General features: G+C 68.9%; 19 protein-coding genes and 1 pseudogene. 5 read left to right on the forward strand and 15 right to left on the reverse strand.

Going from position 1 to position 18,016, the window contains the following annotated elements; translation table 11 throughout:
* Positions 1 to 7: 7 nt before the first annotated feature.
* The 5 genes from EV278_RS11255 to EV278_RS11275 form a co-directional block, all read right to left on the reverse strand.
* Positions 8 to 892: a polyprenyl synthetase family protein gene (locus EV278_RS11255; protein WP_132090871.1), complete on the reverse strand. Its 885-nt coding sequence runs from the start codon at positions 890 to 892 to the stop codon at positions 8 to 10.
* Positions 889 to 1,239: a tRNA-binding protein gene (locus tag EV278_RS11260; RefSeq protein ID WP_132090874.1), complete on the reverse strand. Its 351-nt coding sequence runs from the start codon at positions 1,237 to 1,239 to the stop codon at positions 889 to 891. The genes EV278_RS11255 and EV278_RS11260 overlap by 4 nt, the downstream gene beginning before the upstream one ends.
* Positions 1,239 to 1,481: an exodeoxyribonuclease VII small subunit gene (locus EV278_RS11265; protein ID WP_132090877.1), complete on the reverse strand. Its 243-nt coding sequence runs from the start codon at positions 1,479 to 1,481 to the stop codon at positions 1,239 to 1,241. Before EV278_RS11265 ends, EV278_RS11260 begins: the two co-directional genes overlap by 1 nt.
* 121 nt (positions 1,482 to 1,602) lie before the next feature.
* Positions 1,603 to 2,232 (reverse strand): phosphoglycerate mutase family protein, encoded by a 630-nt coding sequence (locus EV278_RS11270; RefSeq protein WP_132090880.1) that lies wholly within the window; start codon positions 2,230 to 2,232, stop codon positions 1,603 to 1,605.
* 50 nt (positions 2,233 to 2,282) lie between these two features.
* Positions 2,283 to 3,203: a histone deacetylase family protein gene (locus tag EV278_RS11275; protein ID WP_132090883.1), complete on the reverse strand. Its 921-nt coding sequence runs from the start codon at positions 3,201 to 3,203 to the stop codon at positions 2,283 to 2,285.
* Between the two features lie 16 nt (positions 3,204 to 3,219).
* Between EV278_RS11275 and EV278_RS11280 the strand changes: the two genes are divergently transcribed.
* The 3 genes and pseudogenes from EV278_RS11280 to EV278_RS11285 all read left to right on the forward strand — a co-directional run bounded on the left by EV278_RS11280 (position 3,220) and on the right by EV278_RS11285 (position 5,089).
* Positions 3,220 to 3,738, forward strand: a complete 519-nt coding sequence (locus EV278_RS11280) for a GNAT family N-acetyltransferase (RefSeq protein WP_132090887.1) — start codon at positions 3,220 to 3,222, stop codon at positions 3,736 to 3,738.
* A gap of 6 nt (positions 3,739 to 3,744) precedes the next feature.
* Positions 3,745 to 3,869, forward strand: a pseudogene (locus tag EV278_RS24385) (hypothetical protein); the annotation flags it as partial.
* 41 nt (positions 3,870 to 3,910) lie between these two features.
* Complete coding sequence (locus EV278_RS11285; protein WP_132090890.1) at positions 3,911 to 5,089, forward strand: VWA domain-containing protein; 1,179 nt, start codon at positions 3,911 to 3,913, stop codon at positions 5,087 to 5,089.
* Between the two features lie 82 nt (positions 5,090 to 5,171).
* Here EV278_RS11285 and EV278_RS11290 read toward each other — a convergent pair whose 3' ends face one another.
* From EV278_RS11290 to EV278_RS11300, 3 genes are all read right to left on the reverse strand, one after another.
* Positions 5,172 to 5,414, reverse strand: coding sequence for a hypothetical protein (locus tag EV278_RS11290; protein ID WP_132090893.1), 243 nt, complete (start codon positions 5,412 to 5,414; stop codon positions 5,172 to 5,174).
* Between the two features lie 969 nt (positions 5,415 to 6,383).
* Positions 6,384 to 6,530, reverse strand: a complete 147-nt coding sequence (locus tag EV278_RS24000; RefSeq protein ID WP_165916612.1) for a hypothetical protein — start codon at positions 6,528 to 6,530, stop codon at positions 6,384 to 6,386.
* A 35-nt stretch (positions 6,531 to 6,565) separates the two neighbouring features.
* Positions 6,566 to 7,441 (reverse strand): transglutaminase family protein, encoded by an 876-nt coding sequence (locus EV278_RS11300; protein WP_132090899.1) that lies wholly within the window; start codon positions 7,439 to 7,441, stop codon positions 6,566 to 6,568.
* A 126-nt stretch (positions 7,442 to 7,567) separates the two neighbouring features.
* Between EV278_RS11300 and EV278_RS11305 the strand changes: the two genes are divergently transcribed.
* On the forward strand, positions 7,568 to 8,242 hold the full coding sequence (locus EV278_RS11305) for a UdgX family uracil-DNA binding protein (protein WP_132090902.1): 675 nt from the start codon (positions 7,568 to 7,570) through the stop codon (positions 8,240 to 8,242).
* Here the strand turns inward: EV278_RS11305 and EV278_RS11310 are convergent.
* The 4 genes from EV278_RS11310 to EV278_RS11325 all read right to left on the reverse strand — a co-directional run bounded on the left by EV278_RS11310 (position 8,239) and on the right by EV278_RS11325 (position 13,116).
* On the reverse strand, positions 8,239 to 9,585 hold the full coding sequence (locus EV278_RS11310; RefSeq protein ID WP_132090905.1) for a PepSY-associated TM helix domain-containing protein: 1,347 nt from the start codon (positions 9,583 to 9,585) through the stop codon (positions 8,239 to 8,241). The genes EV278_RS11305 and EV278_RS11310 overlap by 4 nt on opposite strands.
* Positions 9,586 to 9,593: 8 nt before the next feature.
* Positions 9,594 to 11,693, reverse strand: a complete 2,100-nt coding sequence (locus EV278_RS11315) for a TonB-dependent siderophore receptor (RefSeq protein ID WP_132090908.1) — start codon at positions 11,691 to 11,693, stop codon at positions 9,594 to 9,596.
* Positions 11,694 to 11,965: 272 nt separating this feature from the next.
* Positions 11,966 to 12,649 (reverse strand): TetR/AcrR family transcriptional regulator, encoded by a 684-nt coding sequence (locus EV278_RS11320; RefSeq protein WP_132090911.1) that lies wholly within the window; start codon positions 12,647 to 12,649, stop codon positions 11,966 to 11,968.
* A 161-nt stretch (positions 12,650 to 12,810) separates the two neighbouring features.
* The gene (locus tag EV278_RS11325; protein WP_132090914.1) at positions 12,811 to 13,116 is read right to left on the reverse strand and encodes a UvrB/UvrC motif-containing protein; all 306 of its coding nucleotides are present in this window, start codon (positions 13,114 to 13,116) and stop codon (positions 12,811 to 12,813) included.
* A 183-nt stretch (positions 13,117 to 13,299) separates the two neighbouring features.
* On the opposite strand from EV278_RS11325, the gene EV278_RS11330 reads away from it, so the two are divergent.
* Positions 13,300 to 14,697, forward strand: coding sequence for an MFS transporter (locus EV278_RS11330; protein WP_243692160.1), 1,398 nt, complete (start codon positions 13,300 to 13,302; stop codon positions 14,695 to 14,697).
* Between the two features lie 145 nt (positions 14,698 to 14,842).
* Here the strand turns inward: EV278_RS11330 and EV278_RS11335 are convergent, their stop codons facing one another.
* The 3 genes from EV278_RS11335 to EV278_RS11345 form a co-directional block, all read right to left on the reverse strand.
* The gene (locus EV278_RS11335; RefSeq protein WP_132090920.1) at positions 14,843 to 15,904 is read right to left on the reverse strand and encodes a Glu/Leu/Phe/Val dehydrogenase; all 1,062 of its coding nucleotides are present in this window, start codon (positions 15,902 to 15,904) and stop codon (positions 14,843 to 14,845) included.
* A 228-nt stretch (positions 15,905 to 16,132) separates the two neighbouring features.
* Positions 16,133 to 17,164, reverse strand: a complete 1,032-nt coding sequence (locus EV278_RS11340) for an alpha/beta hydrolase (RefSeq protein WP_132090923.1) — start codon at positions 17,162 to 17,164, stop codon at positions 16,133 to 16,135.
* Positions 17,161 to 17,748: a uracil-DNA glycosylase family protein gene (locus EV278_RS11345; protein ID WP_132090926.1), complete on the reverse strand. Its 588-nt coding sequence runs from the start codon at positions 17,746 to 17,748 to the stop codon at positions 17,161 to 17,163. Before EV278_RS11345 ends, EV278_RS11340 begins: the two co-directional genes overlap by 4 nt.
* Between the last annotated feature and the right edge of the window lie 268 nt (positions 17,749 to 18,016).

The raw sequence follows: 18,016 nt of genomic DNA on the forward strand, positions 1-18,016 counted from the left end.
AGCGCGGTCAGTTGCGGCGGTCCAGCACGAAATCCACACTGAGGCGCAGATGTTCGGCCCGTTCGCCGAAAATATCGAGATGTGATCGAGTCTGAGCGGCCAGAAGGTTGACTCGTTCCTTGGCCGCTTCGAGGCCCAACAGGGTGACGTAGTTGGTCTTGCCCTTGGCGGCGTCCTTGCCGCCGGCGGCCTTGCCGAGCAGCGCCTCGTCGCCTTCGGCGTCCAGGATGTCGTCGACGATCTGGTAGGCAAGGCCCAGGTCCTGGGCGAATCCCATCAGGGCCGCCCGCTCCTCGGCCTTGGACCGGGCGATGATCAGCGGAATCTCGAAGGCGAAGGCGATCAGGGCGCCGGTCTTCAGCCGCTGCATCCGGGCCACCGCGCCCAGGTCGTCACGGACGCCCAGCAGGTCGATCATCTGGCCGCCGCACATGCCCTTGGCGCCCGAGGCGATGGCCAGCTTGCGCACCAGCTCCGAGCGCACGTGGCCGTCGTCATGGGTGTCGGGATGAGCCATGATCTCGAAGGCGGCGGTCTGCAGGGCGTCGCCGGCCAGAATCGCCGTGGCCTCGTCGTACTGCACGTGGACGGTCGGACGGCCGCGGCGCATGTCGTCGTCGTCCATGGCCGGCAGGTCGTCGTGCACCAGGCTGTAGGCGTGGATGCACTCCAGGGCGCAGGCGGCGCGCAGGACCGGCCGCTCGGGCAGGTCGAACATCTTGCCCGTCTCCAGGGCGAAGAACGGCCGCAGGCGCTTGCCGGGTCCCAGGGCCGCATAGCGCATGGCCTCGGTCAGCCGGCTCTCCGGACCGTCGGCCCGCGGCAGCAGTTCGTCCAGCGCCACGGTGACGATGTCGGCGGCCTGGACGATGCGCTTTTCGAGGTCGATCAAAACAGCTTCCCCCCGTTGGGAACGTCGCGGTCGACGTCGACCAGCACCACGCCGCCCTCGGCGTCCGGAAAGCCCAGGCACAGGACCTCGGACTTTACCGGACCGATCTGGCGCGGCGGAAAATTGACCACGGCGGCCACGCGGCGGCCGATCAGTTCGTCCAGGGCGTAGTGCTTGGTCACCTGGGCCGAGGATTTCTTCACCCCGATCTGGGGACCAAAATCGATGGTCAGCTTGTACGCGGGCTTGCGCGCCTCCGGAAACGGCGTGGCCTCGATCACCGTGCCGATGCGGATATCGACCCGTTCGAAGTCCTCGTAGCCGATCTGGGGCGACGCCTGGCCCATCAGTTGAACTCGGCCGCTTCGGCGGCGACGGCGCCGCCCTGGCCCAGCACGATCTTCTCGACCTTGAGGCGGGCCGCTTCCAGCTTCTTCTCGCAGTGAGCCTTCAGCGCCGCGCCGTCCTCGTAGATCTCGATCGAGCGCTCGAGCTCGGCCTTGCCGGACTCCAGCTCGCCGACGATCTGCTCCAGACGGGCCAGGGCCTGCTCGAAGCTCATGCCTTCAAGATCTTGCGGACTGATCATTTCTACTCCGGGGGCGAATGGGCGCACCCTAGTGGCGGGCCGCGGCGCGGGCAACGCCGTTGGCGGGGCTTTTGGTGAACTGGGCCGGTGGCTTGGAGGCCCCTGGCGCTTGGGCGGGCGTTCAGGGCCGCTCGAAGCGCTTTACGCACCAGTACTGGAATCCCTGATCCAGCGTCTTCTTCAGGCCGCGCTTCTGCAGCGATAGGCCGATCATGGTGTTGAAGAAGCCGTGAGCCACCAGCAGCACCTCCTGGCCGTTCTTCGACAGATCGATCAGCATGTCGGCGGCCTGGTCGGCGCGGACCTCGGCCTGGGCCCGGCTCTCCTGACCGGCGTGGTGATCGAAGAACCACCACCAGAACCGGGCGAAGAAGCCCCAGTGCTTGGGCGACATCTTGATCCAGCGCGGCCAGGGCGGCGGCGGCAGGGGCGCCTCGATGAACAGCGGGTCGGTGGCGAAGGCCTTGCCGTCGGCCACCGCGGTGGCGGTCTCGATCGAGCGCCGGCGTGTGGAGGCGATCATCACCCCGGCTCGCCTGGCCGTGGCCTTCAGCGACTCCGGCGGGGTCTGGCCCGGCAGCAGGCCGCCCTCCTCGTAGCGCGCCCACCATTCGCCATAGGCCGGGGCGTTGAAGCGGACCTTGCGCGACAGGGCCGGCTCGCCGTGGCGGGCCAGGGTAATCGCGCCGGGGCGCGCGGCGGCCCCAGAAGGTTCCGGCGAGGAAAGGTGGTCGGCGGATTCGTCGGCCATAGATCTTGGAGGTCCGGTTCGTCGCCACCGGCGACCGACGTCTGGACCTCTCACCCCTCCTGCAACGCCTTGACATGCGCCGCCGCCGAGCGGCCGAGCGCCTCTAGGTCGTAGCCGCCCTCGAGCGAGGAGACAATACGCCCGCCGCAACGTCGGTTGGCGACCGAGGCGATCGCCCGCGTCGCCCAGGCGAAATCCTCGGCCTCCAGGCTCTGGGCGGCCAGGGGATCGCGGACATGGGCGTCGAAGCCGGCGGAGACCAGGATCAGGTCCGGCGCGAATCCGTCGACCCGGTCCACCAGCCCCTCGAAACCCCGGCGCCAGGTCTCGCGCGGGGCGTGCGGCGCGACCGTGGCGTTGGCCACGTTGCCGACTCCGGTCTCGGACGGATCGCCGGTGCCCGGATAGAGCGGCGACTGGTGGATCGAGGCGAAGAACACCGTCGGGTCGTGCTCGAACGCCGCCTGGGTGCCGTTGCCGTGATGGACGTCGAAATCGACGATCGCCACGCGTTTCAGCCCCGAGGCCTGGGCGACGCGGGCCGCCACGGCGATGTTGGAGAACACGCAAAAGCCCATGGCCGTGTCCGGCTCGGCGTGGTGGCCCGGCGGCCGGACGGCGCAGAAGGCCCGCGTCCCCTGCCCGCCGGCCACGGCCCGGACCGCGGCGGCCACCGCCCCGGCGGCGCGGCGCGCGGCGGTCAGGCTGCCGGGCGACAGCACGGTGTCGGGATCCAGCGCCCGCCGGCCCCTGTCCGGCGCGGCGGCCAGCACCGCGTCGATGAAGCCTTGGGGGTGGACGCGGGCCAGGTCGGCCAGGTCGACCAGCGGGGCGTCGAACCGCTGCAGGTCCAGCGTCGCGTCGTCGTCCAGAGCGTCGACCACCGCCCGCAGGCGCTCGGGCCGCTCGACATGGTTGTCGCCGGGCCGATGGTCGAGCATATCCAGGTGGGTATAGAGCGCGACATCCATGCGAGGATCCTAGCCGTTGAGCACCGCCGCGACCATCCGCAAAGCCACTTTGGACGACGCCGACACCGTGTCCAGCCTCGGCGCCCGCACCTTCACCGAGACCTTCGCCCACCTTTACCCGGCCGAGGACCTGGAGACCTTCCTGGCCTACGCCTACGGCCTGGAGCGGACGCGGCGCGACCTGGCCGATCCGGACAAGGCCACCTGGCTGCTGGACCTGGACGGCGAGGCGATCGGCTACGCCACCGCCGGCCCCTGCGGCCTGCCTCATCCAGACGTGAAGCCCGGCGACGGCGAGCTGCACCGGATCTACGTGCTCAAGACCTTCCAGGGCGGCGGGCGCGGCTCGCTGCTGCTGAACACCGCGCTGGACTGGCTGGAAAAGGACGGCCCGCGCCCGCTGTGGATCGGCGTGTGGTCCGAGAACTTCGGGGCCCAGAAACTCTACGGCCGCCTGGGGTTCGAGAAGGTCGGGGAGTATCACTTCCCGGTGGGCGAGACGCGGGACCTGGAGTTCATCCTGCGGCGGGGGTGAGGCGATGCGTCCTTCGAGGCTCGGCTTCGCCTCGCACCTCAGGATGAGGAAAGCCATAGAGAACCCCTCATCCTGAGGCGCCCGCGCAGCGGGCCTCGAAGGACGCACGACCGTTGCGCCGCGCTCGATAACCCGCCATCCTTCGAACACTCGTTCGAAAGCCCGCCCCGCCATGTTCCTGCGCTTCTTCTCCGAGCTTCGCGCCGCCAAGGTGCCCGTGTCGCTGCGCGAATACCTGCTGCTGATGGAGGCCCTGGACAAGGACGTCATCGACCGGCGGATCGAGGACTTCTACTTCCTGTCGCGCGCCAGCCTGGTGAAGGACGAAAAGAACCTCGACAAGTTCGACCGGGTGTTCGGCCACGTGTTCAAGGGCTTGGAGACCGTCGAGGACGGCCTGACCGCCGACATCCCGGCCGAGTGGCTGAAGGCCCTGACCGAGAAGTTCCTGACCGAGGAGGAAAAGGCCCAGATCGAGGCCATGGGCGGCTTCGAGAAGCTGATGGAGACCCTGCAGGAGCGCCTGAGGGAGCAGAAGGAACGCCACGAGGGCGGCAGCAAGTGGATCGGTTCGGGCGGCACCTCGCCCTTCGGCAACAACGGCTACAATCCCGAAGGCGTCCGCATCGGCCAGGACAAGAGCCGCCACGGCCGGGCCGTGAAGGTCTGGGACAAGCGCGAATACAAGAATCTGGACGACAGCGTCGAACTGGGCACCCGCAACATCAAGGTGGCCCTGCGCCGCCTGCGCAAGTTCGCCCGGCAAGGGGCGCTGGACGAGCTGGACCTGAACGGCACGATCCGCGGCACCGCCGAGAAGGGCTACCTGGACATCCAGATGCGGCCCGAGCGGCGCAATACGATCAAGGTCCTGCTGTTCTTCGACATCGGCGGCTCGATGGACGGCCACATCAAGCTCTGCGAGGAGCTGTTCAGCGCCGCCAGGACCGAGTTCAAGCACCTGGAGTTCTTCTACTTCCACAATTGCCTGTACGAGGCGGTGTGGAAGGACAATCGCCGCCGCCAGGTGGAGAAGATCCCGACCTTCGACGTGCTCCACAAGTTCCCGCACGACTACAAGGTGATCTTCGTGGGCGACGCGACGATGAGCCCCTACGAGATCACCTATCCGGGCGGCAGCGTCGAGCACTGGAACGAGGAGGCGGGCGCCGTCTGGATGAGCCGGGTCACCGACATCTACCAGAGCGCCGTCTGGCTGAACCCTACGCCCGAACGGCACTGGGACTACACCCAGTCGATCGGGGTGATGAAGCAGCTGATGAACGACCGGATGTTCCCCCTGACCCTGGACGGGCTGGACAAGGCGATGCGGGAACTGGTGCGGGGTTAGAGCAAATCACACGATTTGCTCTAACTTTTTGTTTTCGCATCGCTTTTGCGGAAAACCGGCATCCACTTTTCCGCGCGATGCTCTAGTCGCCCCTCTCCGGTCCCCGGGGATTCGACCAATCGTTCAGAAGCTTGTCGAGCTGCGCTTCGGAAGCCCGGCGGGCGAGCTCGTTGGGCGTGGGCGCCCGCGGGTCCGGCAGGGCCGCGACCTCGCGTTCCAGGCGAGCCATACGGGTCAGGTTGGCGTGCCGGGTCTTGGCCGCCTCGAGGTCGAGGATCCGGCGCTCGATCGCGTCACGGGGGCGGGGTTGGCGAGGCCGGGTCATGGGCGTCAGCTCCTTCTGGGACCTACCTCCGGTGGGAGATCCTGATGAACACGGCTTCGCCGCTTCACGCGGATCACCGCTGAAGATTGGGGAGGGTCGCGAAGCGCCCGGGCTTCGCCCGGAAGGATTGCGAGTCTTGGTACCGTTTCGACGAAGTCTGGCGCTTCGCGTAGTCCGTTTTCCAGGAGCGTCCGGTAGGCAGCGGTTTTAGCGCTTAGCCGGTCTCATTCGCCCCCGGCGGGCGGGCCAGGGCGGCGAGCCCCGGTCCCGGACCGTGCGAGTAACCCCCTTGCACCTGCTGACCCATCCGCCTATCCCGGGCGCCGAAGCTTCGTCGCGACCAAGGCGAACCTGCTGCGGACCGACCCAAGACGTCTTCCGAAGAAGACACGGCGGCCAAGCCTTCCCGCTCGACCACTTCCCACCGCCCGTCAGGTCGCCGGCCGACGTCCCTCCCCATGCGCTGGGATGAGACCATTATCGAGCGGTTCGGAAGGGTGAGGACAGATTGACGTCGAGAAATTTCAACGTCTTGAAATGGCTGAAGTTTGCTGGCTATCGGCGGGGGATAGAGGCTCGCGGGCGGGCCCAGGCTTCAAGGCCGGTTCCCCCGCTTCCCGTCGCCCCCTCCCGCCGACATCGATACGCGCCTGAGAACCGACGCGCCGAATGTCCGCCGGGGGTGGTCGGCGGACGTGTCGTGCGTCCTTCGAGGCCCGCTGCGCGGGCGCCTCAGGATGAGGAATTCAGTAGAGATCACCTCATCCTGAGGTGCGCGCTCCTGAGCGCGCCTCGAAGGACGCACAGAGTCCGCCACGGATCGAGTTCGGAAATCACCGCCGCCGCCCGTCTTCGACGTTCCGCTTCTGGCGCGAACCGGACGCCGGCTGGGTCAGGAAAGAGTAGCGGACATTTTCTCCCCCTCCCTTTGGGAGAGGGCGCATTCGGGTCGTCGCCCCCTCGCCCCTATCAGTGCGCCGGGCGAGGCTCGAACGAGCGCTTCTCTGGCGTCTTCAGGCACTCGGCGTCCGGCTTCTGGCCGTGCTGGGGCTTGGGCTCGGGGTGCGGCAGGTGGCCGCCGCTCAGGGGTTCCTGCTGCTGGAACGGTCTCATCATCACCTTGTCCTCCCAAATTTTTCTTGTTGTCTTCGTTACGCCGCCGCCTCCAGGGCGTCCAGCAGCCGGACCTCGACCCTGACGCTCAGGTGCGTTTCGCCCGGTTCGCCGATGATCGTGCCCGACACCGGCCTCGCCTCGCCCGGCGTGCGGGTGGCGGCCACCCGGATCAGGTCGGGCGATTCCGCCAGGCCGTTGGTCGGGTCGAACTCGGTCCAGCCCAGGTCGGGCAGGAACACCTCGCACCAGGCGTGGGTGGCCCCCGCCCCGCGCATCGCCGCGCCGGGACTGTGGACATAGCCGGTGGCGAACACCGCCGCATAGCCCAGCCGCCGCAGGGCCTCGACCATCAGCCAGGCGAAGTCGCGGCACGTGCCGCTGCCCCGGGCAATGGTCTCCGCCGGCGTCTGGACCCCGGCCTCCTCGCGAGGGACATAGTCGAACTGGTCGTGGATCGTGCGGTTCATCCGCAGCAGGAAGTCCAGGGCCGGCTCGTCGGGACGTTCCATCTGGCCGCGCAGCCAGCGCAGCAGCACCCGATCCTCGTCCTCTGTGGCCGGGACGATGAAGGGGTTGAGCACCGCCCGGTCCTCGCGGGCGTAGACGATCGGCGAGACGGTGTGCGGGTCGTCGACATGCAGGCTGGTCAGGGGCGCGGGAAAGCGGTCGATGACCAGGCGGCTGGTGATGGTCAGGCTGTCGGCCTCGCCCCGCGGCGTGAACCAGCAGACGCAGTTGCCGGCCGCGTCATAGGTCCAGCGGGTCTCGCCCGGCAGGGAGGTCTGCAGCGAGGCCTCGCTGATGCGGATGGCGTGGCTGTCGCGCGGCCGGATCAGCAGGCGGTGCGCCCCGAAGCCGACCGGCCGGGCGTAGCTGTACCGCGTTTCGTGAAGGATGCCGAGCCGCGCCATGGGTTCAGCATAACCCCGACTGGCCCGCTCCGTTCCCTCACAGGCGAGTGATCGGTCCAGGCGGAACCCGCCGGAGACGGCGGTCATTCAGACCTGACCGAGACAGCACGAGGCCGGACCCGGATCATGGTCGCCGCCCACCCCGCCAGGCCGTCGGAACGCGAGCTCAGGTCCGCGTCCAAGCAGGCGCGCAGATCGAACGGCGAAGACGCTCCGACCAGCCTCGAAGACATCGCCGCCGGGATCCAGGTCTGCCGCCGCTGCGACCTGTGGCGGAACGCCACCCAAGGGGTGCCTGGGCTGGGCCCGCCCAGGGCGGCGCTGATGATCGTCGGCGAGCAGCCGGGCGACCAGGAAGACCTGCAGGGCGTCCCGTTCGTCGGCCCGGCCGGCCAGTTGCTGGACCGGGCGATGGCCGAGGCCGGCGCGCCCCGCGACCGGGTCTTCGTCACCAACGCCGTCAAGCACTTCAAGCACGAGCCGCGCGGCAAGCGCCGGCTGCACAAGACCCCCGACCGCGGCGAGGTCCAGGCCTGCCGCTGGTGGCTGGGCGCCGAACGACGGCTGGTGCGGCCCAGGGTCATCCTGGCCCTGGGAGCGACGGCCGTGCAGGCGGTGTTCGGCAAGGCCCTGCCGATCGGCAAGACGCGCGGCCAGCGCCAGGCCCTGGACGGCGGCGAACTGGCCCTGGTCAGCTGGCACCCGTCGTTCATGCTGCGCATCCCCGACCGTGACGCCAAGGACCGCGCCTATGCCGAGCTGGTCGCCGACCTCAAGCAGGCGTGGAAGCTGGCGGGTTAGAGCGCTCTCGCCCTGCGCCCCACCCTCGCCCGGCGCTTCTTCAGCCAGATGACCACGCCGGTGACGCTCAGGGCCGCCACGGCCACGCCGGTCAGCGAGATCAGGATCCGCCCCGGAAGGCCCAGGATGCGGCCTGAGTGCAGCGGGAACTGGGCCTGGACGAAGATGTCGGCGGCGGTGCCCTTCCACGGCTGGCGGACGCCCAGCAGGGCCCCGGTCTGGCCGTCGTAGTAGAGGTAGGGCGGGCCGACCCCGGCCGCGCCGTGGTCGCCGCCGGGCGCATGGAAGGCCACGCCGTAGACGCCGTATTCGGGCGAGTAGAACGCGCTGCCGGGCGGCGCGCGCCAGCCGCGCCGGGCCGCCTCGGCCCGGGCGCCGTCCAGCACCTGGGCGTAGGTGCGGGCGGCGACAATCGGCGAATGAATATCGGCCGGCTTGCGCAGGTCGAAGGGGCCGGGCGTCACCTTCGAGACCTTGGACATCACCGGATAGAACACCTCGCTGTAGAGGTTCAGCGAGAAGGCGGTGAAGGCCACGGTGAACAGCACGCCCCACAGCCAAAGGCCGAACGCCCGGTGGATGTCGAAATTGATCCGGTAGGCGCTGGCCGAGGTCTTGATCATCCAGGCCGGTTTCCAGCGCGCCCAGAATCCCTTGGCCGGACTGGCGTGGCCCCGCCTCGGCGAGGCCGTCCGGCGCCGCGGCAGGGTCAGGTAGAAGCCGACGAAGCAGTCCAGCGTCCACAGGATCGCCACCCCGCCCAGCAGCCAGATCCCCCAGCGGTCGATCCCCCACATCGCCGGAATGTGCAGGCTGTAGTGCAGCACGTAGAGGAACGAGACGAAGGTCTCGCGGGTGATCGGCCAGACCGCGCCCCACTCGCGCCGCCCCTGCTCCGCCCCCGTCGCCGGATCGATGAACACCTGGTTGTAATGCGGCTCGAACAGCTTGCCCGTGGCGGGGTTCCGCTTGGGCGCGACGCCGAAGGCCAGGGTCCCGCCCGGTTCCGGGGCCAGGGGCAGGTAGGTCACCTGCACCCGCGGGTCGCGGGCCTCGATCCGGCGCGCCAGGTCGAGCGGCGGCAGGGCCGCCCCGCCCTTCGACCGGGCGAACATCAGGTGCGGGTTGAGCACGTCGTCCAGCTCGTGGTCCCACGAGATCACCGCCCCGGTGACGCCGGACACGAACAGGAATGCTGCGATGAATAGCCCCACCCAGCGGTGGAGGAAGGTCAGGACGGGGCGAAGGCTGGGCGGCGCGAACCGGGCGGCTCCCGAACGCGTCGGCGCGAGGCCGGCGTCCGGAGCGGCGGCCGGGGCGAGGTCGTGGGTTCGCGCGTCCATGTCCGTCCTCAGAAGCTGTAGTCGAGACGCAGCGACACGCCGCGCGGCGCGGCGTAGTATGACTGGGTCCACATCAGGCTGGTCAGGTAGGTCTTGTCGGCCGCGTTCTTGACGTTGAGCGTGGCGCGCACCTTGTCGGTCAGGTCGACGCCGGCCATCAGGTCGACGACGCCATAGGCCTTCTGCTCGACGGGGGCGATGTCGACCATCGACACCGCGCTCTGCCAGCGCAGCGCGCCGCCGATCGTCAGGTTGCGCAGCTGCGGGAAGGTGTAGGCCGTGGTCGCCTTGAAGGTCTTGCGCGGCAGGTACTCGCGGTTCTGGCCGTCCTCGCCCTCGATCTTCAGCTGGGTCCAGCCGGCGCTGACCGTCCACCGGTCGGTCAGGGCGCCGGTCGCTTCCAGTTCATAGCCGGTCACCTTGGTGTCGAGCCCGGCATAGACCGTCCGGGTTCCGTCCACGCCCACGGCGATGGCCAGGTCATCCTGCTGTGACTGGAACACCGCGCCGGTCAGGTAGAGGCGGTGGTCGAACCACTCGCTCTTGACCCCGGCCTCATAGGCCTTGCCATGGGCGGCCGGCAGGTTGCGGTCGTTGATGTCGCGCTCGGACTGCGGATTGAAGATGTCGGTGTAGCTGGCGTAGAGCGAGACGTTCGGGTTGAGGTCGTAGACCGCGCCGACATAGGGGCTGACCTTCTTCTCGTCTCGCGGCGTGTCGGCGCCGTAGGAATAGCCCTTGGACTTCAGCTTCAGGGCGTTGAAGCCGGCCACGATCTTCAACGGCTCGGCGACGCTGAAATGGGCGGCGGCGTAGAAGCGCGACAGGCGGTCGGTCTGGTCGCTCTTCAGGTCCGCGCCCGGATAGGCCGGTTCGGCGACCTGTTGCGAACTCCACAGACCGACGGCCGGATAGGGGATCTCGCTGTCGAGGGCGAAGTTCTCCCATTCCTTGCCGGTCGACTTGGAGGTCTGGCCGCCGACCACCAGCTGGTGCGTCCGTCCGAACAGCTGGAACGGGCCCGAGGCGTAGGCGTCGAGGATGAAGTTCTCGTACTTCGACGGGTAGACGCCGCTCATGCCCCTGACGCCCAGGCCGGTGGCCGGGTCGGGATTGCCATAGGCGTAGAGCAGCTTGGCGTTCTCGTTGAAGCGCTTGTAGGTGCCGGTGGCCTTGAGCGCCCAGCCGTTGTCGAACCGGTAGTCCAGCTCGGTGAAGGCCGTCTGGTCCTTGACGTTCCAATAGGTCCAGTCGGCCGAGGTCGAGGCCGAACGCGGATAGTCGACCTTCGCGCCGTCCGCATAAAGCAGCGGCAGGGCGCCCCACAGCACGCCGCGCGAACGGTTGTCCTGTAGCGCGTAGCCGGCGGTGACCGTCAGCTTGGGCGTGACGTCCCAGGCCAGCAGACCCGAATAGACGTTGCGATTGACGTGGTAATGGTCGAGGTACGAGCCCCTGTCCTCGTTGGCGTAGATCAGCCGGCCGCGCACCGAACCCGCGGCGTTCAGCGGCCCCGAGACGTCGGCCTCCAGGCGATAGTCGTCCCATGAGCCGTACTGCAGGGCGGCGCTGGCCTTGAAGGCGTCGGTCGGGCGCTTGCGCACATAGTTGACCGTGGCCGAGGGATTGCCGGTGCCGGTCATCATGCTGTTGGCGCCGCGCACCACCTCGACCCGGTCGAACAGCACGGTGTCCAGGTCGCCGAACTGGATGCCCCAGATCAGCGGTAGGCCGATGCCGTCGACCTGGAAGTTGGTGATGTCGAAGCCGCGCGAGTTGTAGTAGGTGCGGTCGGTCTCGACCTTCTCGACATTGACGCCGGTCACCTGGGCCAGCAGGTCGTTGACACTGGTCAGGCCGAAGTTGCGGATCCGGGCCTGGTCGAGAATCGTCACCGACTGGGGGGTCTCGCGCAGGCTCATGTCCAGGCCCGTCACCGCCGAGGTGCGGGTGCGCGCCCCAGTGACCACCACGCCATCCACCTGGTTCTCGACCGCGCCGGCCTCGTCGGCGGCGGGCGTGGTCTCCTCGGCCTGGGCGACGGCGGCGGAAGACAGGGCCAGGAGAGCGGCGCCGGCCATCAGCAGGGCGCGCGGGGAGGAAATCATGAACAGGTTCTCTGCGAACAATAATGAGTCGCAAATGCAATAGGAGGTAAGGGCCCGACCTGTCAAACCGGGACGAGGCCAAAGCCGATTGTCGGGGGCGCGCGGCGCGACAACGAAAAAGGCCGCGCCCTTCTCGGGACGCGGCCTATCTCGGCGACGCGGTCAGGCTTCTAGAGCAAGCCGCGCGATACAGGAATCGGGCGGCTTGCTCTAGATTTTGTTTTCGCATCGTTTTTGCGGAAAACCGGCGTCTACTTTTCCGCGCGACGCCCCTAGGCCGAGAACCCGGCCTCGGCGAAGGCCAGCATCCGGTTCAGCAGGGCCTCGACGTCAGCCTCGCTGGTCGCGCCTTCCGACAGCACGTTCAGGCGGTCGAACTCGGCGAAGCGGTTGTTGTGCAGCATGCCCAGGGTGAAGTGCAGCCGCCAGTAAATCTCCTCGGACGGCAGGTCCGGACGGGCCTTCAGCAGGGCGTCGGAGAAGCGGCGCAGGTGGGTGACGTCGGTCTGCAGCACCTTGCGGATCTCGTCGGTGCCTTCGCTGCGGGCGCGGATCAGGAACTGCAGCGAGATGCGGCGCTCGTGGTCGGGCGCCAGCCACTTCAGCGGCGGCGTCAGCAGGGCGGCCAGGATCTCGCGAACCGGCGGATTGCCCGCATGGCGATCGATCGCCTCGTGCAGTTTCTTGGCCCGCTCGCGGTTCAGCTCGACCGTGCGGCGACGGAAGATCTCGTACAGCAGGGCGTCCTTGGACCCGAAGTGATAGTTCACCGAGGCCAGGTTGACGCCCGCCGCGGCGGTGATGTCGCGCACCGACACGTTCTGGAAGCCGTGCAGCGCGAACAGGCGCTCGGCGGCGACGAACACCAGGTTCTTGGTGACGGCTTCGTTGTCGACGCCTTCGACCTCGGTCTCCGGCGCGGTGGTGACGGTCGCGCCGTCGCTCTTCGGACTCACTACGGTATCCCCTTTACCTGTAGGGAAGTCTTACGGCCGTTCGAATTTGGCGCAAGCGTCAAGATGGAACGCGGACGGAGGAATTCTGAAAGCGCCCCCAGGGCGCCCTGGCGGCAGGCGCCCGCGATACCGGAAAGCAGATCGGCGCGCTGCCCCTGCCCTCAGCCCTTAGAACGCCGCCCTCCCTTGGAATGTCCTGTCGTCATCGGGTCGGGCTTGGGGGGCGGAACCCAGCCCTTGGGCGGCGCATAGCTGGACTGGTTGGTCCCCAGGCCCATCCTTCCCGGTTCCTGGCGACGAAGGTAGGAGGCCTGGGGCGCGTCGGCGCCGGGCTGCTCCATGATCCGTTGGTCGCGGCGGATCTGATCGACCTGGTCGCGCAGCGCCGCGGCGGTCTCGAAATCCTCGGAGGCGACAGCCTGGGCCATCTCCTCTTCCAGCTCGGACAGATGGGTTTCCTGAGTCATGGCGGGCTCCGGGCGGGTGCAGGTGGAATAACGCGCGAGAAGGCCGATCGGCCGGCGCCTTCGATCTCCGCCCGACGCTTGAGATCGGCGGCCGGCGGGCGTAAGCCGCCCCTCGTGCCGTCCGATCCGCCCGCTCCCTCACCAGACCCTTCGGTTCTCGGAACCCGGCTGATCTCCCTGGCCGTGGCCAGCGCGCTGCTGATGGAGTTCATCGACTCCACTGCCCTGTCGACCGCCCTGCCCACCCTGGCCCGGGCCTTCAGCGTCGATCCGATCCACCTGAAGCTGGCCCTGACCTCGTACATCCTGGCGCTGGCGGTGTTCACCCCGGTCAGCGGCTGGGCGGCGGAAAGGTTCGGGGCGCGGCGGGTGTTCGTCACGGCGATGATGGTGTTCCTGGCCGGCTCGGCCCTCTGCGGACTGTCGCGAAACCTTGAGGCCCTGGTCGCCTCGCGCATCCTGCAAGGGATCGGCGGGGCCATGATGACCCCGGTCGCCCGGCTGATCGTGGTCGGCTCGACGCCCAAGGACAAGCTGATCCGCGCCATGGGCTGGTTCACCATGCCCGCCCTGGTGGGACCGCTGATCGGCCCGCCGCTCGCCGGCCTGGTGCTGAGCGTCGCCGACTGGCCGTGGATCTTCTACTTGAACCTGCCGATCGGCCTGTTGGGCATGGCCGCTGTGATGCGCTTCGTGCCCCGGGGACAGCCCAACACCGAAATGGGCCAGTTCGACACCCTGGGCTTCCTGCTGTCGGCCGCGGCCATCAGCGGCCTGGTGGTGGTGGCCGAGACGGCGGGGCTGTCGCTTCTGCCGCCATGGGCGCAGGCGAGCGTGGTGGCCTTGGCGCTGGGCGCCGGCTGGCTCTATCTGCGCAAGGCCAAGGTCACGCCCAGGCCGATCCTCGACCTCGACCTGCTCAAATACCGCACCTATCGCGCCAGCCTGCTGGGCGGGACCTTCGTGCGGCTGGGCATCGGCGCCAGCCCGTTCCTGCTGCCCCTGCTGTTGCAGGTCGCGCTGGGCTGGAGTCCGCTCAAGGCGAGCGCGGTCACCCTGGGGACCGGGGTCGGCGCCCTGATCGCCCGCCCCTTCGCCGCGGCGGGGCTCAAGCGCTTCGGCTTTCGCACCTCGCTGGCGGTGTTCGTGATCGCCACGGCGGTCCTGACGGCCGCTCCTGGCTTCTTCACCCTGGCGACGCCGATGGCGGTGATGGCCGCAGCCCTGTTCCTGGCCGGCTTCGCCCGCTCCAACCAGTTCATCGCCGCCAACACCATCGCCTATGCCGACGTGCCGCAGCCCAAGGTCGCCGCCGCCTCGACCCTGGCGGCCGTGGCCCAGCAGGTGGGCTTGGCCCTGGGCGTCAGCTTCGGCGGCCTGATGCTGCACCTGGCCCGCGGCCACGGCGCACACTTGCCCCCGGACCGCTTCACCTGGCCGTTCGTGGCCATCGGCCTGGTAACCCTCCTGGCCCTACCGGTCTACCTGCGGCTTGACCGCGACGCGGGAGCGGAGATCAGCGGAAGGGTGCGAACAACCAAAACCCTCTCCCAGCGGGAGAGGGAGGGACCCGCCGTGTAGCGGCGGGAGGGAGAGGGGTTACACCCTTTCCGATTTCACGCGAGCGCCCTGCCGGCACGCCGTCCGACGAAAACCCCCTCACCCTCCCAAGCTTCGCTTGGGCCCCTCCCTCTCCCCATGGGAGAGGGCGAGTTTGATGGTGAGTTTAGGAACGCGCCGCCGCGATCCGCGCCCGGGCGATCTCGTCGGCGACCAGGTTGGCGGGGCGCTTGTCGACCAGCGAGTGGTCCAGCACCTCGCCCAGGGTCTGGGCCAGGCGGTCCAGCTTGGTGGCCACCCACTCCGGATCGAAGGCCACGCCGGCTTCAAGGGCCCGGATCTCGCCGGCCACGTTGATGATGCCGCCGCCGTTGATCACATAGTCGGGGGCGTAGAGGATGCCGCGATCATAGACCGCCTGGCCGATCGTCGCGTCGGCCAGCTGGTTGTTGGCCCCGCCGGCGATGACCTTGACCTTCAGGCGCGGCAGGGTCGTGGCCGAGATCGCGCCGCCCAGGGCGCACGGCGCGAAGACATCGGCCTCGACGTCGAAGATGGCGTCGGTCGGGACGATCCTGGCGCCGGTCCTGGCCGCCACCTCGTCCAGGGCGCGCAGGTTGACGTCGGCGATGATCAGCTTGGCGCCGGCCGCATGCAGCTTCTCGGCCAGGTAGGCGCCGACATGGCCGACGCCCTGGATGGCGACGGTAACGCCGTTCAGGTCGCGGTTCAGAGCGCGCTGGACGCACAGCCGCACGCCGCGGAACACGCCCTCGGCGGTGACCGGCGACGGATCGCCCGAGGCGGCCGCGTGGCCTTCCAGGCCGGCGACATAGCGGGTGGTGCGGCGGGTGGCGACCAGGTCGGCCGGCGAGACGCCGACGTCCTCGGCCGTCCAGTAGCGCCCGGCCAGGCTGTCGACGGCGCGGCCGAAGGCCTCGAACAGTTCGGGCGTCTTCTGGCTGCGGGCGTCGCCGATGATCACCGCCTTGCCGCCGCCGAAGTCCAGGTCGGCCATGGCGTTCTTGTACGACATGCCGCGCGACAGCCGCAGGGCGTCGGTCACGGCCGCGTCGGCGCTGGAATAGTCCCACATCCGGCAGCCGCCGGCCGCCGGTCCGCGCGCGGTAGAGTGGACGGCGATGATCGACTTCAGGCCGGTTTTTTCGTCAAAGAACGCGTGAACGCCTTCATGTCCCTCGAAATCCGGGGAATCGAACAAGGTCATGCCGTCAGTCCTGCCCTAGCCAGAAAGTTTGCGCGCGGGTGTACGCCGGTGAGGGCGAGGTCACAAGACCCGACCTTGCCGCACCCGTGCGAGGGACCGGGACGCCATGCGTCCTGCGAGGCCCGCTGCGCGAGCGCCTCAGGATCAGGTCTTCAGCAGCAACAAAGGTCCTCATCCTGAGGTGCGAGCCGAAGGCGAACCTCGAAGGACGCACGGGATGGCCGCTCGTTACGGCCTCGCCCCCTCCGACCGCACCACGTTCGGCGCGGTCGGAGCCCCGGGGATCGGCGGGGCGCCGGACGGCAGGTCGGCCAGAGGGTCCTTCAGGAACGAGGCCGCGTCCGTCCACACCACCTGGGCCTGCTTGTCGACCAGCAGCAGGTGCCAGCCGTTGGCGTAGTAGGCCGAGCGGTCGTCGGGCTTGAGCCGGCGGACGGCCTCCATGGTCGGTTCCTTGGGAATGATGTGGTCGTTGGCCCCGTAGAAATAGGCCACCGGGACCTGGACCTTGCCCAGCGACGCCCAGGCCTTCTCCATCAGCCCGACCAGGCCGTACAGGGTGTCGGACCGCGCGCCCCAGATCATCAGCGGGTCGCGCCCCATGCGCCGCAGCTCGTCGATATTGTCGGTGGGCTGGACGTTCTTGACCAGCCATTCGGGCGGCTTGACCACCCAGCTCCGCGTGGTGTGGGCGGTGATCCACAGGCTGGTCTTGTAGGGCAGCGGCTGGTTCGACCAGCCCCAGACGGCGGGCGCGAACAGCAGCAGGCGCTCGGCGGCCGGCGGTCGCTCCGAGGCCATGGCGACGATGGCCAGGGCCCCGCCCATGCTCTCGCCGGCCAGGGCGACCTTGGCCTCGGGATGGGCCTCGCGAACCAGGGCCACGGCGGTGCGGATGTCCTCGATCACCAGTTCCGGCGGCGCCCAGACGCCCCGGTCGGGGGAGCGGCCAAAGCCGCGGACGTCGATGGCGTAGGTGGCGATCCCCTGCCCCGCCCAGAACGGCCCGGCCAGGTGGAAGGCGTTGGAATAGTCGTTCATGCCGTGCAGGGCGACGATCACGTGGGTAACCGGCTGGCCTTCGGGCGGCAGCCACGTCATCAGGCCCAGCTTCTTGCCGTCGAAACTGAACAGGCCGTCCTTGTCCAGCCGGGGGCCGCGATAGCCCAGCTCGCCCGGGCCCGGATGCTGGGTGACCGGGGCGCAGGCGGCCAGGCCGGCCGCGCAGGTCGCCCCGAGAAGAAGTGTCCGACGGTTCATGATTCCAGAATGCCCGCCACTCGGCGGCGAAGATAGGGCGCGACCTCGGCCTCGAACCAGGGATTGCGCTTGAGCCAGGCGGTGTTGCGCCACGACGGATGCGGCAGGGGCAGGACGCCCTGGTCGATATGGTCCCGCCAGGCGGCGACGGTGTCGGTCATGTTGCCCCTCATCCGTTCCCCCAACGCCCAGGCCTGGGCATGGCTGCCGACCAGCAGGGTCAGCTCGACATTCGGCAGGGCGGCCAGCAGCGGCTTGCGCCAGAGCGCGGCGCAGCGGGCCGGCGGCGGATAGTCGCCGCCCTTGGGATCGGTGCCGGGAAAGCAGAAGGCCATGGCCGCGACGCCGATCTCCGGACGGCCGTAGAAGGTCTCGCGGTCGACGCCCATCCACTCGCGCAGGCGATTGCCCGACGGGTCGTTGAACGGCAGGCCGGTCTCGTGCACCAGCCGCCCCGGCGCCTGGCCGCAGATCAGCAGCCGCGTCGCCTCGCCCACCCGCACCACCGGCCTGGGCGTGTGGGGCAGGTAGGGCGCGCAGGCCCGACAGGCGGCGATGTCGGCGAGAAGGGCGTCCAGCGGCATGGATCGCAGTTAAGAGACCCGCCGCCGCCCGACAAGCGCGACCCAGGGCGCACGCGCCAGATCCCGGATAGGCTGCCAGTCGGAGCCTCTCAGCGGCGGCTCGGTCGAGGGTCGTGCGTCCTTCGAGGCCCGCTGCGCGGGCGCCTCAGGATGAGGAGCTTTGTTGCTGACGTCCTCATCCTTGTCTGTTGACGAGACTGTAGGAGAGTTGTCGGCGGACGGCGCTCGGCTTCATCCTTGGTCCTTGAAGACCGTGCCTCAGCGTGAG

The sequence above is a fragment of the Caulobacter sp. BK020 genome, from assembly GCF_004342605.1.
Lineage (GTDB): Bacteria > Pseudomonadota > Alphaproteobacteria > Caulobacterales > Caulobacteraceae > Caulobacter.